This is a genomic window from Brucella sp. NBRC 14130 (genome assembly GCF_040371715.1).
Taxonomy (GTDB): Bacteria; Pseudomonadota; Alphaproteobacteria; order Rhizobiales; family Rhizobiaceae; genus Brucella; species Brucella intermedia.
In genome coordinates, this window is the sequence record NZ_BAABTE010000006.1 from 206,824 (window position 1) to 222,619 (window position 15,796).

A 15,796-nucleotide genomic window follows, 5' to 3' on the forward strand; every position below is an offset into this window, starting at 1 on the left:
ATTCACTCTGGCGCGTCCCAGCCCTGAACGGTCAGTTCCGGCCAGAATTGCAGCGCGCGGGCCGCCTTGATTTCATGCGTTTCGCGGTTATCGATGGCACGATTGGGCCGAATGCGAAACGAAAAAATATCGTCGAGACCGAAAGGAGCGTGGATGTTGAGCCCATCCTCTGCCGTCTCGCCGTCTTTGGCCAGCCTTGCCCCTACGCAATGGGCGATCGTCGAATAACGCTCTATGGATTCGGTCGCGGAACGAAGCGGCGGATAAGGCTGTCCGAAACGCTTTTCGAACCACAGATGCACCCGTGCCTGATTGCGTATCTCGACGGGAAGCGGAAACCCGCGAAAGACCTCGGCGCCCCGTGCGATAACCGCATCCTCCGCTTCCCAGGAAAGATCGCCGCCGTCGAAATAGATGATGTCGAGATCCTTGATTCCATGCAGGTTGGGCCGTCCGGTCAGCCGGTTCCAGATGGTGTTGTAGAGCGCGCCCGAGACGAGCCAGGACCCGGACGCCTTTACGCCCAGGTCTTGCAGCCGATGCAGCGCGTCCGCCAGCATCGGACTTTCCAGCACCATATGCGAAAAGACATTCCGCTGCTGTGAAGGCGAGAGACCAGCGTAGCGCAGATGCTCCGGCAGCGTGTTCATCTGTCGGTTCCTGTTCCATGGCGATAAAAGTCGATGAATGCGCGCAAGGCCGGGCGCATCTGGCGGCGGCTTGGATAATAAAGGTGGAAACCCTCGAAGGGCGCGCACCAGTCTTCCAGAACCCGGACCAGCCGACCCTCGGCCAGAAAATCCCGCGTATAGTCCTCGAACAGCCAGACCAGTCCCGCACCGGCGAGCGCCGCCTCGAGCAGTATGCCGTTGTCGTTGGCGATCAACGGCCCTTCGACGCCGATTTCCACGATCTGACCGTTCTTCTCGAACTCCCAGCGATAGAGCCGCCCTCCCGGAAAGCGCTGACGCAAACAGCGGTGCCGCGCCAGATCGCGCGGATGCGAAGGGGCCGGACGGGCTTCGAAATAGGCGGGCGATCCCACCACGGCGCCACGCTGCGGGCCGCCGAGTCGCACCGCGATCATGTCGGCTTCCAGATTTTCGCCAAGCCGCACACCCGCATCGAAACCGGCAGCGACGATATCGGTGAAGGCGTTGTCAATGCGCAGGTCCAGAGTGATGTCGGGATAGAGCCGGGCGAATTCACCAAGGCGAGGCGCAAGTATCAACTGCGTGGCGACGAGCGGGGAGGAAATGCGCAGGATCCCCGCCGGGCGGTCCTTGGTTTCCAGCGCCGCGCCCAGCGCCTGATCGATTTCCGCCAGCGCGGGCGCAAGCCGCTCCAGAAGCCGACGGCCCGCCTCCGTTGGCGCGACGCTGCGCGTCGTGCGCGCCAGAAGGCGCACGCCCAGACTGTCCTCCAGCGTGGCCACCGCATGGCTGACGGCAGAGGGGGCAATCGCCAGTTCCCGCGCCGCGCCGCGAAAACTTCCATGCGCGGCAACGGCAGCAAGAACGGCAAGCTGTGACAGTTGGCTTCGATTCATTGTTATAAATTACAGAACAACCCGTGAAAATAAATCGGTATTATCGAACTGATCGCCCTGTTTTATGGTTCACGGCATGATCCCTCCGGACTGCAGCCGCCCCGAATGTGTCTCCAGCCGGTTCGCCTCCCGATTTCCCGCACAAATTTCAGTACTTTCAATCAGTCATTCGAAAGGAACTACAATGCAACAGCGCAAACTCGGCCCGCAATTGAGCGTTTCCGCCCTTGGTTTCGGCTGCATGGGAATGACCTATGCCTATGGCGGACAGGACGAGCAGGACGCGATCCGCACACTGCACCGCGCCGTCGATCTCGGCGTGACTTTTTTCGATACGGCGGAGGTCTATGGCCCGTTCGAGAACGAGAAACTCGTCGGCAAGGCGCTGAAGCCCTTCAGGGAGCGGGTGACGATTGCAACGAAGTTCGGCTTCAGGATCGAAGACGGGCAGATGAAGGGTGTCGATAGCCGTCCCCAACATATTCGCGACGTGGCCGAGGCTTCCCTGAAGCGGCTCGGTATCGATGTGATTGACCTGTTCTACCAGCACCGCGTCGACCCGTCCGTGCCGATCGAAGATGTGGTCGGCACCTTGAAGGACCTCATCGATCAGGGGAAGATTCGGGCGATCGGTCTTTCCGAAGCGAGCGCCTCCACGCTGCGCCACGCGCATGCGGTCCATCCCATCGCCGCGCTGCAAAGCGAATATTCGCTATGGGCTCGCGATCCGGAAGATGGTGTTCTGCCGGTCTGTCGCGAACTCGGTATTGGTTTCGTCCCCTATAGCCCGCTCGGGCGCGGCATGCTGACCGGCACGGTGCGCTCGCAGTCGGACCTTGCAGAAGACGATTTCCGCAAGACGCTGCCGCGTTTCCAGCCGGGCAATCTGGAAGCCAACAACCGGCAGGTGGATCGCATCGTGGAGATCGCGCAGGAAAAGCAGGTCACGCCGGCACAACTGGCGCTGGCTTGGGTATTGAGCCGGGGGGATTTCATCGTGCCAATCCCCGGCGTGCGCAAAATCCGCCATCTGGAAGACAATGTGAAAGCCGTCGAAGTTGTGCTGACGCCGGAAGAGCTGCAACGCCTGGACGAAGTGTCCACGCCGAACCTGATTGCAGGCGAGCGTTACAACGAACACCAGCTTGCGCTGACCGGCCTCTGATTGGATGCCCCAAACAAAAAGGGAGCCCCACGGGCTCCCTTCCTCCTTACATCCGGCGCAAGGCTGGTGGAGCGAGCGTCAGAAGACCGCCCAGCGTCATGGCGAAGCCCACCCACAGCGGCGCATGCAGGCCATAGCCGGCCTCCATCGCCTGTCCGCCGATCCACGGCCCGAGCCCGAGACCGATATTGATGACCGATGCATGCATCGCGTTCACCAGCGCTCCGGGATGAGCGATCCGCATCACCCGCGCAATGAAGGCGGGGTTGAGGGCAATGCCCGTCAGGCCGATCATCACAATGGCGAGAATTGCAGCGGGCTTCAATTCTGCGAAAAGCGCAAAAATCAGCATGGCAGACAGCATCAGAACGAGGCCGATGGCGATAGTCGGGATCGTGTGGCGATCCGCAAAGCGCCCGGTGACATAATTGCCGACGATATTGGCGCCGCCGTAAACGGCAAGCAGCAATGGCACCTGCATGGCCGAGAAACCTGCAAGCTGCACCGTGATCGGCGACAGATAGCTGTAGACGGCGAAGGAAGAACCGATGACCAGCGCGCTTGTGGCGTAGGCGGCCCAGAGTTTCGGCTTGCGCATTTCCTTCAGTTCGGAACGCAGATCGGCCTGCGGCGCATCGGGTGAAGATTCGATCTTGATTGCAATGACGAGCGCACAGGCGAGGATCAGAACAACAATGGCCCAGAAGCTCGCCCTCCAGCCGAACGCATTGGTGATTGCCGTTGCGATGGGGACGCCGAAGACGGTGCAAAGCATGAGGCCTGCGAAGACGAGCGAGGAAGCGCGCCCGCGCAGTTCCGGTCCGACAAGCTGCGCCGTGATGGCAAGCATCAGCCCGAAGCTCGTTGCCGCAGCCATCCCGGTCAGCACACGCGCGATCAGCAGAACCTGAAAACTGCTTGTGGAAGCGGCTACACTTTGCGCGGCGGCATAAAAGACCAGCAAAAGCAGGAGCCCGCGCTTGTTCTCGATCTTCAGCGCCAGAAACAATATCGTTACCAGCGGCCCGCCGATCATCATGCCCAGCGCGTAAAGCGAGATGAGATTGCCGATATCGGCAATGGAACGGTCGAACGCCACCTGAAGGGAGGGCAGCATTCCCGAAATCATGAGTTCGGAAGTCGTGAGCGCAAAAACGCCGAGACTGAGACAATAGACGACGAGCGGGATTGCCCGTGCCTTTTGCGCGGACGCAGGGACCCCTTCCGCCGCCAGGGCAGAATCGCACGTATCGTTCATGGGACGAATCCTATTTATATAGTATTGATTACATAATTAATATCGACTTGCCCGAAGGGGTCAAGAGAATTATATAAGGATGATTATAGAAAGGGAGAAAAATGGTTCCACGCGGACGTCCGCGCAGCTTCGACCGTGATGCGGCGCTGGACAAGGTGATGAAGGTTTTCTGGGCCAAGGGCTATGACTGCGCCCAGATCAACGATTTCACGACCGCCATCGGCATCACGCCGCCAAGCTTCTATGCCGCCTTCGGCAACAAGGAGCAGGCATTCCGTGAAGCTGTCGACTATTATCGCCGCACCATCGGTGCCGTCCCTTTCGACGCGCTTGAAAATGCGCCCACCATTCATGACGGCCTGCGCCAATGGCTGGAGAAATCCGCCGACAGCGCCTTTGCCTGCCCGGCGGGCGGCTGCATGATCAGCGTCTGCTCGATCCAGTGCAAACCGGAGAATGTGCCTGTGAAGGAATTTCTCCAGGCCATCCGTCACGCCAATCACGAGCGGCTTTCAAACCGCCTGCAGCAAGCGGCAGCCGCGGGCGACCTGCCAGCCGACGCCGATATCGTGCAGATGACCGAATTCTATCACATGATCCAGCAGAGCATTTCTTTTGAAGCCCGCGACGGCAATTCGCGCGCCGCGGTACAAAAGATCATCGATATGGCATTGATGGCCATTCCCACCCGTGTGAGCGGCAAGCCTAGAGCGGTTCCTGTTCTGACACAATCGCCGGAACCGCTCTAACTGTTTGTTTTATCGCATTATCCAACGCATCGAAGCGGGATAAGAAATCAGTCCAGTGAACTGATTTCCCCGCGTAGACGTTTCACAGTTTTGCTGGAAATGCTCTAATCTCGTCAGTTGAGCCACTTGTCACGGATCGCATCAAAGCTGCCATCCCTTTTTGACAAGTCGATCCACTGGTCGACGAATGCGGCCCAGTATGGATCGCGCTGTATCCAGTAAGCCTTGTCGATATGGTTGAATGGCTTCTCCACATCAACAGCGCATAGAATGCCGGGATGCTGCTTCTGCTGATAGTACGTTTCCGCGCCGTCGGTAATCATCACATCGCCCTCTCCGGCGGCAAGCGCATCAAAGATGCTCTTATTGTCCTTCCACGGGATGATTTGCGCCTGTTTGATATTGTCGTGGACGAAGATCGAATTCGTTCCGCCCGGATTGGCGATAACCTTGACGCCGGGCTTATCGATCTCGGCAATTGTCCTGAATTTATCCTTGTCGGCGCAGCGTGCAATCGGGGCCTTCCCATCCTCCACATAGGGACGGGAAAACAAACCGATCTTCTGCCGCTCCAGCGTGATGGAAACACCACCCATCGCGATGTCGAACTTGTCGTCGCGAAAATCCTGCGTGAGTGTCGGCCAGGATGTTTCGACGATTTCCAGACGCGCACCCAGAGCCTTTGCCAGACTTTGGGCCTGATCAATATCAAGTCCGGTGAACGCTCCGGTCTTCGGGTCCCTGAAGCTGAACGGGCTGTAATCGCCCGGTGTGCCAACTTTCAGCACACCGCGGGCCATGATTTCATCCAGCCTTGATTGTGGGGACGCCGTACTGAAAGACAACCCAGAAAGAGAAAATAAAAACAAAATGAATACGGCCTGAAAATAGCGCATATCTATCCTTTTCCGGCAATTATAAACTCAAAAAAATTTATTGCATAATTCCACGATCATATTTCCGAATGCAAAAAGCGCCAGCCCGAATTCATCGGGGCTGGCGCTTTCAACTTCATCACATGGCGGTTTTACCCGCGAAGAACGCCGCCGGTCTGTTTGGCAACGCTTGCCACAACCTGTTTCGACAGCGCTTCCAGATCTTCATCCGTCAATGTGCGGTCTTGCGGCTGCAACAGCACTTCGACCGCAATAGACTTCTTGCCTTCGCCGAGCGATGCACCCGTGAACACGTCAAAGACCTGAACGCCGACAATCAGCTTCTTGTCGGCAGTCGAGACTGCCTTCACGACATTGCCCGCCTCCACGTCTGCATCCACCACGAACGCGAAATCGCGCTTGAGGCTCTGGAACTGCGAGAGGTTGAGCGCAGGCTTGGTGCGTGTGGATTTAGCCTTCGGCTCAGGGATCGCGTCGATATAGACTTCGAAGCCGCAAAGCGCGCCCGAAACATCGAGCGCTTCCAGCGTATCCGGATGGAACTCGCCGAAATAACCAAGCACGACCTTGGGCCCGAGTTTCAGCGTACCCGAGCGGCCCGGATGGAACCATTCGGGACCGCCAACCTCGATCTGGATGCGATCTACCGGCGCACCGGCGGCCTCCAGTGCTGCGAGCGCGTCGGCCTTGGCGTCGAACACGCCGACGGGCGCGGCATTGCCGGCCCAGAAACGGCCCGAGCCGTCGACCTTGGCCGTACCGCGACGCACGCCACCCGCAACGCGACGCTGGCTATCCGAGGTGTCGCCTTCATAGATGCCTGAGACCTCGAACAGCGCCGTATCGCCAAAACCGCGATCTGCGTTGCGCTGGGCAGCGGCAAGCAACCCCGGCAGCAGCGACGGGCGCATGTCCGACATATCGGCCGCGATCGGGTTCGCCAGCTTCAGTTCCGGCTTACCGCCGCCAAACGCCTTCGCCTGCGCTTCAGAAATGAAGGAATAGGTCACAGCTTCCATCATGCCGCGCGAGGCGAGCATGCGGCGGGCATGACGCGTCCTGATCTGCAATGTCGTCAGGATACGGCCGTTGACCGCGCCATGGCTTGGCAGCGGCTGTGGGTCGATCCGGTTGATGCCGTGAATGCGCATGACTTCTTCAACGAGGTCGGCCTTGCCTTCCACATCGCCGCGCCATGACGGAACAATTGCCTTGATGACCTTCCCATCGCCTTCGACCCCGAAGCCCAGGCGCTTCAGAATATCGAGCGACGTTTCGTAGGGCACGTCGATGCCCGTCAGGCGCTTGACTTCCGACACCGGGAAATCGACCACGCGCGGCTCCGGCTTGCCATAGCCGACAACATCGAGAACCGTTGGCTCGCCGCCGCACAGTTCCAGCACCATCCTGGTCGCGATTTCTGCTCCGGGCACCATCATTTCCGGATCGACGCCACGCTCGAAGCGATAGCGCGCATCGGTAACGATGCCGAGTTCGCGACCCGTGCGCGCGATCATGCGCGGGTCCCACAGAGCGGACTCGATCAGCACATCGGTGGTGTTCTCATCACAGCCCGAATGTTCGCCGCCCATGATGCCGGCAATCGATTCGGGGCCGTTTTCATCGGCAATCACATACATGCCGGGCTTGAACTTATATTCCCGCTGGTCGAGACCAAGAATGGTTTCGCCATCCTTCGCAGCACGCACCGTCAGATTGCCCTTGACCTTGGCCGCATCGAAGACATGCAGCGGACGGCCCTGATCGAAGGTCACGTAATTGGTGATGTCCACCAGCGCATTGATCGGACGCAGACCAATCGCCTTGAGACGCTGCTGCATCCATTTCGGGCTTGGGCCATTCTTGACGCCCTTGACCATGCGCAGCGCGAAGCCGGTGCAGAACGGGTGCTCCGCATCCTGATCCAGAATGACCTTGACCGGGGTTTCGCCCTCGCCCTTCACGACTTCCGGCAGCGTGTTCTTGAGCGTGCCGAGACCGGCCGCTGCAAGATCGCGTGCGATGCCATGAATGCCGGTGCAGTCTGCGCGGTTTGGCGTCAGGCCAATCTCGATCACCGCATCGTCCAGCCCGGCATAGGTCGCAAAGCTGGTGCCGACCGGAGCATCCTCGGCCAAGTCGATGATGCCATTGTGTTCGTCGGAAAGCTCCAGCTCGCGCTCGGAACACATCATGCCGAAGCTTTCAACACCGCGAATCTTGCCGACGGAAAGCGTGACATCCAGGCCGGGAACATAGTCGCCCGGACGGCCCAGAACACCGACCAGACCGGCCCGTGCATTGGGGGCACCGCAGACCACCTGAACCGGCTTGCCGTCGCCCGCATCGACGGAAAGCACGCGCAGCTTGTCGGCATCCGGATGCTGGACTGCCGTCAAAACCCTGGCGATCTTGAAGGCCTTGAAAGCTGCGCGGTCATCGACCGATTCCACTTCCAGACCGATATCGGTCAGTTTCTCGACGATTTCGTCCAGTGTCGCATCGGTTTCAAGGTGATCCTTGAGCCAGGAAAGCGTGAATTTCATGATCGTGTTCTTTCCTAAATTTCAGCGTTTGAGCACTTCGACCACGCGAAAGCGCTCGCAAAGCAATTTCATGTCCGGAGAGAAGCCGCCGTTGCGGCGAAAATAGGCTTCGTGCCCTTTTCGCCAGTCATCCAGTGGGCCTTCCCCCTCATCTTCCGCAAACGCGGCATCAACTTCATCAAAGCGGCGGACCGTCAGTTCGACGGTTTCTATCACCACGGCAGGGCGGCCCCGACCGTCCAGAACCACATCGCGACGTCCGATGACCGGCATCGGCTCGCCGTCTTCCCCGAATGAGGCAAGCGCGGCACAGGTCGCGGTCTTCCGACCCGCGAGCACCAGCGCAAGCAGCTCATCGGCGAGTTCCGGCGAATCGCCAAAGGCGAAGGTCACGGCATCGCGATAAGGTTCGGGCAGTTGCATCATGCGCTCAGTCCGCCGAAAAGCGTCGGAATGTCGAGCGGACGGAAACCGTAATGTTCGATCCAGCGCACATCGGCGTCGAAGAAGGCGCGCAGATCAGGCATGCCGTATTTCAGCATTGCGATGCGGTCGATCCCCATGCCCCAGGCAAAGCCCTGATAAACGTCCGGGTCATAGCCGGAAGCGCGCAGCACATTGGGATGCACCATGCCGCAGCCCAGAATTTCGAGCCAGTCATTGCCTTCGCCGAACTTCACATGCGGGCCGGAACGGTCGCACTGGATGTCCACTTCAACCGATGGCTCGGTGAAAGGGAAGAAGCTCGGGCGCATGCGCATCTTCACCGAAGGCACTTCAAAGAAGGCCTTGCAGAACTCTTCCAGAACCCACTTCATGTTGGCGACATTCGCCGACTTGTCGACCACTAGCCCCTCCACCTGATGGAACATCGGCGAATGGGTCGCGTCGGAATCCATGCGGTAAGTCTTGCCGGGGATGACGATGCGGATCGGCTCGTCGCGGCCTTCCTTGTCGCGGATCGCAGCAAACTTCTCCATCGTGTGCACCTGCACCGGCGAGGTATGCGTGCGCAGAAGTTTGCGCTCGCCTTTCTCGTCCGCATTGAAGAAGAACGTGTCGTGCATTTCACGCGCCGGATGGCCTTCGGGGAAGTTCAGCGCGGTGAAATTGTAATAGTCGGTTTCGATATCCGGGCCTTCGGCAATCGAGAACCCCATATCGGCGAAGATTGCCGTGATCTCGTCGATCACCTGCGAGATCGGATGAATGCGGCCGCGCGACGCAGCGCTTTCACGCACAGGCAGCGTTACATCGACCTTTTCGCGCTCAAGGCGCGCTGCAATCGCCTGACGGCGCAGTTCCGTCTTGCGCTCCGTCAGCGCCTCGGTGACCCGGTTCTTCAAGCCGTTGATGGCCGGCCCCTGCGCCTGGCGTTCCTCCGGCGTCATGCTGCCCAGCGTCTTCAGCTTTTCCGAAACCGAGCCCTTCTTGCCCAGGGCCGCGACACGCACGGCTTCAATCGCCGGCTCGTCAGCCGCCGCCGCGATGTCTTCGAGAATCTGCCGTTCGAGTTGTTCTAGATCACTCATTGTTTAAATCCCTGTCGCGCCTGCGGCGCTCCACGCCTCTTGGTTCAATCCCTGTCGCGCCTTGGCGCTCCACATATTTTGCTTTGCAGCCAAAGAAGCCTTGTCGTTACTCTCTTTGACCTGATTGGTGAGACGCATCAAGATTTGCGTCAAAAAATTCCATCGCCTGCAGTAGCCGTCTTCCGTCGCCGCCAAGAAAAATGCGGCGGAACAGCCGCAACGGCGCGATGGTAAATCGGAAAAATCCGACGATTTTCTTCAATTCCGGAAGCACTGCTCCCGGTGCTACCGTCCGGTAAGCTGCGAATGCCTGTTGCGGCGTCTCTGCAAGGCGCGCCTGCGCGGTGATCTGGAAGAACAGCAGCCAGACATCGCGCGCCTGCGCGGCGGCAAGCGGCATGACCGTCTCCGGCTCCTCTTCGAAATCCAGAAAACCGGCAACGCCGTTCTTCTCGAAGAAATCGCGCGGGTGCGGACGCCCGTGGCAAAGCCCGACCGCATGCGCGTCAGCCAACGCACGCGCGCAATGGATGAGAAGCGCGTCATGTCCTTGCGGGTCATCATGGCGCAGATGGTCGAGCCGATCCTGGATGATCGGCGCAACATCGCTCAAAACCATCACCGCTCCATGGCGGTAGACGATCCTTGGCACCTGGAAGCCAGCCTGCAGGAAAGCACTCATCTTGCGCTCTTCGCGATCGGCCATGCCTGCTTCTCCGACATCCTTCGGGCTGCGCAGGAAGGGGTATGGAAGAAGCGGCGAAATCAGGCTGTGCAGACGCTTCGGGAGCGGGCGCCTTTCGGCATCATAGCGTTTGATCCAGACACGATGGCCGCCGATGACAGCGCTGGAAATGCGCTTGCCCTGGCTTTGGACGAGCAGAACCAGCAGGCTGCGGAGATCGTCCGCATCCAGATCCAGTCGCAGCTTGCCCGGTTCATCCTTCATGTCCGGTTTGAACTCCCCAAAAGGGAAAACCCGCGCCAGCCGAGCCAGCGCGGGTCCCCAAATTTATCGATACTGCTTGGGAAAGGCGGCTGGCTTAGCGGACAGCGCCTTCAAAAGCGTTCGGCGTCTCGGTGTTCTTGAGGTACTCGAGAGCCTTCTTTGCCGATGCAACCAGCGCACCGAACGCATCCGGTTCGTGGATTGCGATATCGGACAGGACCTTGCGGTCGATCTCGATGCCAGCCTTGGCAAGACCGTCGATGAAACGGCCGTAGGTCAGGCCCTGCTCGCGGACAGCAGCGTTGATGCGCTGGATCCAGAGAGCGCGGAACGAGCGCTTGCGGTTCTTGCGGTCGCGGTAAGCATACTGCTTCGAACGGTCAACTGCAGCCTTGGCGGTGCGGATGGTGTTCTTGCGACGGCCACGGAAACCAGCAGCCTGATCCAGAACCTTCTTGTGCTTTGCGTGGGCGGTAACGCCGCGTTTTACGCGTGCCATGTTATGATCTCCTTCTCAGACTAATCTTAGAGGCCGTTCGGCAGGAACTGCTTCACGATCTTTGCATCGGCATCGGCGAGAACCATGGTGCCGCGTGCATCGCGAATGAACTTGTTCGAACGCTTGATCATGCCATGACGCTTACCAGCAGCTGCGGCCTTGATTTTGCCGGTGCCGGTGATCTTGAACCGCTTCTTGGCGGCCGATTTGGTCTTCATCTTGGGCATTTTGCTACTCCTTTGTTTAGTCCCCGTCGTGCCTGCGGCACTCCACGCCTCGTGCTTCAAGCGGCATCGGTATCTGCGACCGACCGGAACTCTGTTTTCACTTCCGGACTGACCAAGCCCGAAAAGCATACGAAACCGCCACGGCATGCCCTGCCGGGCGGTTCGAACGCGGCCTTATAGGCTCAAAGACCGCAAAACGCAATGCCCGAATTGGGCTGAATCGCACTCCGGACGTCAATAAAGATGCAGAAGCACCGGCAGGACATTGGTGTCCTGCAAATATTCCACGAACTCGAAAAACGGATAGGCGACGAAAAACACCAGACCATCCGTGAACGTGCGGTAAAGCCGGTCGGGGCGGACGATCAGTTCCTTGTCGTCACGAAAAAGCGAAGGATTCGGAAAGAATCGCGGAACACTGGCGCAATAGGCTTCATAGGGCTTGCCGAAATTCTGCTTCAGGAACTTCTCTTCCGTCCGGATGACGACCGAGAAAGCGAGGTAGCAAAGCACGCCGAAAGTGATGGCGATGGTGAGACTGCCGGTCTGCGCGCCAATACCCATCGCACCGATGCTGCTGAAGACATAGAGCGGATTGCGCGTGACCGAATAGGGACCGCTCTGCACGATTTCCGCGCTCTTGCGCCCGCCGATATAGAGCGTGCACCACATGCGGCCGATAATGGCTGCAACGATCAGGCTGAGCCCGAAAGCCTCGATATATTCATGAAAATGCCCGGTCGACCGCGAGCCTACGAAAAGCAGCGCCACCACCAGAAGCACGATGACCGCACCGATCGCAAAACGCCGCCGCTGTTGATATTTCCCCAGTTCGCCCAAAGTCTTCATTGCGTTCCATGATCCCAAAATTGTCCGGGGAAATGAAAAGCCGCCCGAAGGCGGCTTTTCCAAGGCATTTCGAAATGTTCAGCGCGGAGCGAGAACCATCATCATCTGACGGCCTTCAAGCTTCGGCTCGGACTCGACCTTGGCAATTTCAACAGTGTCTTCCTTGACGCGCTGCAAAAGCTTCATGCCAAGTTCCTGGTGCGCCATTTCGCGTCCGCGGAAACGCAAGGTAACCTTGACCTTGTCGCCTTCCTCAAAGAAACGCTGAGCAGCCTTCATCTTCACCTCATAGTCATGGGTGTCGATGTTCGGTCGCATCTTGATTTCCTTGATTTCAACCGTTTTCTGCTTCTTGCGCGCTTCGGCGGCCTTTTTCTGATTCTGATACTTCAGCTTGCCGAGGTCGACGATCTTGCAAACCGGAGGCTCGGCATTCGGCACGATCTCAACGAGATCGAGACCGGCTTCTTCCGCCATGGCCAGCGCTTCCTGAATGGAAACGTCACCATGGTTCTGGCCTTCGGCATCGATAAGCTGAACCCGGGGAACCCGGATATCACGGTTGGAGCGCGGTCCGTCTTTCTGAACCGGCGTCGCTCTAAAGGGTCGGCGAATGGTCGTTATCTCCTAATTGTTACGTCTCATGCGGTCGGATGCTTGCTGCCAGACGGCATGTCCCCGATCAAACCGCAGTTGATCGCGGAAATGTCGTCAAGCAGGCGGCGAAGTCAATAGCATCTTTGTCAGGAAAAATCACCCCCGCGTGATAAACGTTCTTTTTATCATCATTTCGCGGCGGACAAGCGGCATATCGGTCACATTTGCCGTCATTTCAAGGGCCTCGCTTCAGATGGCGGGTTTTCTCTCTTTTCCGAACATGCCAAAACAATCCGGCAAATCGAGGAGATCTGACATGAACGTTGCGGGGCCGGAATTCATCGACGTGGACGGAGCGAAAATCGCGCTGCATCACAGAGCCGGAAGCAAGTCTCCGGGTGTCGTCTGGCTCGGCGGCTATCGTTCGGATATGCTGGGCACCAAGGCTGTCGTTCTCGACGAATGGGCGGCGGAGACCGGGCACAGCGCCTTACGCCACGATTATTCCGGCCACGGCTCCTCCGGCGGCGATTTCAATCAGGGCACCATCTCGCGCTGGCTGAACGAAAGCCTCGCCGTCTATCGCAAATATGCCAAAGGTCCGCAGATTCTGGTCGGCTCTTCCATGGGGGGCTGGATTGCGCTGCGCATGGCGCAGGAACTCATGAAGGAAGGCAACCCGCCCGCCGGGATCGTGCTGGTAGCACCCGCTCCTGATTTTACAGCCGTGCTCGTTGAACCCACGCTTTCCGAAGCGCAGAAAAACGATCTTCAGGAAAAAGGCTATTTCGAAGAACCCTCCGAATATTCGCCCAATCCCTATATCTATACCCGCGCCTTGATCGAGGACGGACGAAAGAACCTGGTTCTCAACGGCATCATTGAGACCGGCTGTCCGGTCCACATCCTGCAGGGCATGCAGGACCCGGATGTTCCCTACAGGCACGCGCTGACGCTGGTGGAACACCTGCCCGTCGACGACGTGACCCTGACGCTGGTGCGCGATGGCGACCATCGCCTGTCACGACCGCAGGATCTCGATCTCCTCATCCGCACCGTGTCCGGTCTGGCGGAACGCATCGGCGAAAAATCGTAACGGAGCACAGTTATGCGGTTTTCGGTTTTCGCTTCCTCCGCGGTCGCAGCCATTGTCGGCTTCGGCGGCACGCTGGCGCTCATCATTGCGGCCGCGCAGGTGCTGGGCGCCACACAGGCCGAAACCGCAAGCTGGGTCACGGCGATATGCCTTGCGATTGCTGCCTCATCCGCCTGGCTCAGCATCCGCTACAAGATGCCGATCATCGCAGCCTGGTCCACACCGGGCCTGGCGCTCATCGGAGCCAGCGCCGGTTTCAGCATGCCGGAAGCAGTCGGCGCATTCATCGTGACTGCACTGGCGCTCGTCGCCACCGGGCTTATCCGCCAGTTGTCGGTGCTCGTTTCGCGCATCCCGGCTTCCGTTGCGTCGGGCATGCTAGCAGGCGTGCTGCTCAGTTTCGTCATTGCCGCCGCCAAGACCGTGCCCGGCGATCCGGTGTTCGTTCTGCCACTGGTGGCGCTGTTCTTCGTCATCCGCCTGTTCAATCCGTCGCTCGCCGTCATTGCCGTTCTGGTCATCGGCATGGTCTTTGCTCTGGTCACGGGGCGGTCGCCCGCCCTGCCCGCGCCCGAGATTTCCACGCTCACCCTCATCTGGCCCGAGTTCCACATGGGCGCGATGGTCGGCATTGCGATCCCGCTCTATCTGGTGACCATGGCTTCGCAGAACCTGCCGGGTTTCGCCGTGCTGCGCGCTTCCGGCTATGAGCCGCCGACCAGCGCCTGCCTGCGCGTAACCGGCCTGTTTTCCCTGCTGACGGCTCCATTCGGCGCGTCGACCACCAACCTTGCCGCGATTTCGGCAGCGCTTTGCACCAATCCAGACGCGCATCCCGATGCCTCCAGGCGCTGGCTCACCGGCCCGGTCTATGCCGCGATCTATGTGGTGTTTGCCCTTTTCGGGGCATCACTGGTCGCGATCTTCGCCGTATTGCCGGTGACACTCATCGCCCTTGTTGCCGGTCTGGCGCTGACAGGCCCTTTCATCAATGCGATGTCATTGGCGCTCAAGGATGAACAGGAGCGGCTTGCGGCGACCATAACCTTTGCTGTGACAGCCTCCGGCATGGCATTTTTCGGCATCGGCTCCGCCTTCTGGGCGCTGATAGCCGGGCTTTGCGTGACTTTTCTCGAACATCTTCGTAAAAAAATTTCGAATTAATCACATTGGTTACGGGGCGTGCAGCCTGAATCCTCCGGTTGCATTCTTGAAAAGCCGCAATCTTTTCACCACGTCGAAGTCAAGCCGCCAGAAGAAAATCCCCATAGGGGTGGGCTGGCAGGCCCTGGTTTCGCGCATGTGGCCGGACGATTGTCGAACGGTTGAATGGCATGCGCTTTTTGACGGAGCAGACCATGACCAACACTGCATTGATCCGCCCGGCATGGACGCCAGCCACGATTGCGCTGATGGTGCTCGGCTTTTTCCTGTTCTGGCCGCTTGGCCTTGCCATGCTCGCCTATATCCTGTGGGGTGATCGCCTCGAAGGATTCAAGCGCGGCATGAACGAGAAGACTGATTCCGTGTTCGGCTCGTTCCGCAACTGCCGCAAGGGCGAAAGCTTCAACTTCGGCGGCACAACTGGCAACGAGGCTTTTGACGACTGGCGTCGCGCCGAGCTGGAGCGACTGGCCGAAGAACGCCGCAAGCTTGAAGAAGCACGCGCCGAATTCGAGGCCTATGCCGCCGAACTTCGCCGCGCCCGCGACAAGGAAGAGTTCGACCGTTTCATGGCCGAGCGCCGTGCGGCCTCGAAGAAGACGCCTGCCCCGCGCGCGAAAGGCGGCAAGGACGACATCACCGATCTTTGATCGATGAAACAGACCTCAAAAATCATTGGACGGCGCGGCATGACCGCGCCGTTTTTCCTGTTTTTCACAG

Annotated in this window: 17 protein-coding genes; 5 read left to right on the plus strand and 12 right to left on the minus strand. The window is 59.1% G+C overall.

Features of this window, described 5'->3' with window-relative positions; translation table 11 throughout:
• Positions 1–2 precede the first annotated feature (2 nt).
• Both ABWW28_RS14500 and ABWW28_RS14505 read right to left on the minus strand, forming a co-directional pair.
• Entirely contained in the window at positions 3–650 is a 648-nt protein-coding gene (locus tag ABWW28_RS14500; RefSeq protein ID WP_021587594.1) for a nucleotidyltransferase family protein, read from the minus strand.
• A complete protein-coding gene (locus ABWW28_RS14505) occupies positions 647–1,549 on the minus strand; it encodes a LysR family transcriptional regulator (RefSeq protein WP_021587593.1) in 903 nt (300 codons plus the stop codon). Before ABWW28_RS14505 ends, ABWW28_RS14500 begins: the two co-directional genes overlap by 4 nt.
• A gap of 184 nt (positions 1,550–1,733) precedes the next feature.
• On the opposite strand from ABWW28_RS14505, the gene ABWW28_RS14510 reads away from it, so the two are divergent.
• Positions 1,734–2,714, plus strand: a complete 981-nt coding sequence (locus ABWW28_RS14510) for an aldo/keto reductase (RefSeq protein WP_021587592.1) — start codon at positions 1,734–1,736, stop codon at positions 2,712–2,714.
• 46 nt (positions 2,715–2,760) lie between these two features.
• Here ABWW28_RS14510 and ABWW28_RS14515 read toward each other — a convergent pair whose 3' ends face one another.
• The gene (locus ABWW28_RS14515) at positions 2,761–3,972 is read right to left on the minus strand and encodes an MFS transporter (RefSeq protein WP_021587591.1); all 1,212 of its coding nucleotides are present in this window, start codon (positions 3,970–3,972) and stop codon (positions 2,761–2,763) included.
• Between the two features lie 101 nt (positions 3,973–4,073).
• Between ABWW28_RS14515 and ABWW28_RS14520 the strand changes: the two genes are divergently transcribed.
• Positions 4,074–4,721 carry a TetR/AcrR family transcriptional regulator gene (locus tag ABWW28_RS14520; RefSeq protein ID WP_021587590.1) on the plus strand — a complete coding sequence of 216 codons (648 nt, stop codon included), beginning with the start codon at positions 4,074–4,076 and terminating at the stop codon, positions 4,719–4,721.
• Positions 4,722–4,834: 113 nt separating this feature from the next.
• Here ABWW28_RS14520 and ABWW28_RS14525 read toward each other — a convergent pair whose 3' ends face one another.
• The 9 genes from ABWW28_RS14525 to infC form a co-directional block, all read right to left on the minus strand.
• Positions 4,835–5,521: a transporter substrate-binding domain-containing protein gene (locus tag ABWW28_RS14525; protein ID WP_313010866.1), complete on the minus strand. Its 687-nt coding sequence runs from the start codon at positions 5,519–5,521 to the stop codon at positions 4,835–4,837.
• A gap of 227 nt (positions 5,522–5,748) precedes the next feature.
• A complete protein-coding gene (gene pheT / locus ABWW28_RS14530; RefSeq protein ID WP_176588066.1) occupies positions 5,749–8,163 on the minus strand; it encodes a phenylalanine--tRNA ligase subunit beta in 2,415 nt (804 codons plus the stop codon).
• Between the two features lie 21 nt (positions 8,164–8,184).
• The gene (locus ABWW28_RS14535; RefSeq protein ID WP_021587587.1) at positions 8,185–8,589 is read right to left on the minus strand and encodes an ASCH domain-containing protein; all 405 of its coding nucleotides are present in this window, start codon (positions 8,587–8,589) and stop codon (positions 8,185–8,187) included.
• Positions 8,586–9,695 carry a phenylalanine--tRNA ligase subunit alpha gene (pheS, locus tag ABWW28_RS14540; RefSeq protein ID WP_021587586.1) on the minus strand — a complete coding sequence of 370 codons (1,110 nt, stop codon included), beginning with the start codon at positions 9,693–9,695 and terminating at the stop codon, positions 8,586–8,588. The genes ABWW28_RS14535 and pheS overlap by 4 nt, the downstream gene beginning before the upstream one ends.
• A gap of 106 nt (positions 9,696–9,801) precedes the next feature.
• Positions 9,802–10,644, minus strand: a complete 843-nt coding sequence (locus ABWW28_RS14545) for a BUD32 family EKC/KEOPS complex subunit (protein ID WP_021587585.1) — start codon at positions 10,642–10,644, stop codon at positions 9,802–9,804.
• Positions 10,645–10,738: 94 nt separating this feature from the next.
• The gene (gene rplT, locus ABWW28_RS14550) at positions 10,739–11,143 is read right to left on the minus strand and encodes a 50S ribosomal protein L20 (RefSeq protein ID WP_006468099.1); all 405 of its coding nucleotides are present in this window, start codon (positions 11,141–11,143) and stop codon (positions 10,739–10,741) included.
• Positions 11,144–11,169: 26 nt separating this feature from the next.
• Positions 11,170–11,370 (minus strand): 50S ribosomal protein L35, encoded by a 201-nt coding sequence (rpmI, locus tag ABWW28_RS14555; RefSeq protein ID WP_006473268.1) that lies wholly within the window; start codon positions 11,368–11,370, stop codon positions 11,170–11,172.
• Between the two features lie 234 nt (positions 11,371–11,604).
• Positions 11,605–12,219, minus strand: coding sequence for a methyltransferase family protein (locus tag ABWW28_RS14560; protein WP_021587584.1), 615 nt, complete (start codon positions 12,217–12,219; stop codon positions 11,605–11,607).
• Positions 12,220–12,297: 78 nt separating this feature from the next.
• Positions 12,298–12,834, minus strand: coding sequence for a translation initiation factor IF-3 (infC, locus tag ABWW28_RS14565; protein WP_075041821.1), 537 nt, complete (start codon positions 12,832–12,834; stop codon positions 12,298–12,300).
• Positions 12,835–13,132: 298 nt separating this feature from the next.
• Here infC and ABWW28_RS14570 point away from each other — a divergent pair, with 298 nt between their 5' ends.
• From ABWW28_RS14570 to ABWW28_RS14580, 3 genes are all read left to right on the plus strand, one after another.
• On the plus strand, positions 13,133–13,912 hold the full coding sequence (locus tag ABWW28_RS14570; protein WP_031347134.1) for an alpha/beta hydrolase: 780 nt from the start codon (positions 13,133–13,135) through the stop codon (positions 13,910–13,912).
• Between the two features lie 12 nt (positions 13,913–13,924).
• Positions 13,925–15,076: a benzoate/H(+) symporter BenE family transporter gene (locus ABWW28_RS14575; RefSeq protein WP_021587581.1), complete on the plus strand. Its 1,152-nt coding sequence runs from the start codon at positions 13,925–13,927 to the stop codon at positions 15,074–15,076.
• A 194-nt stretch (positions 15,077–15,270) separates the two neighbouring features.
• Positions 15,271–15,726 (plus strand): DUF2852 domain-containing protein, encoded by a 456-nt coding sequence (locus ABWW28_RS14580; RefSeq protein WP_031347133.1) that lies wholly within the window; start codon positions 15,271–15,273, stop codon positions 15,724–15,726.
• The last annotated feature ends 70 nt before the right edge of the window (positions 15,727–15,796 follow it).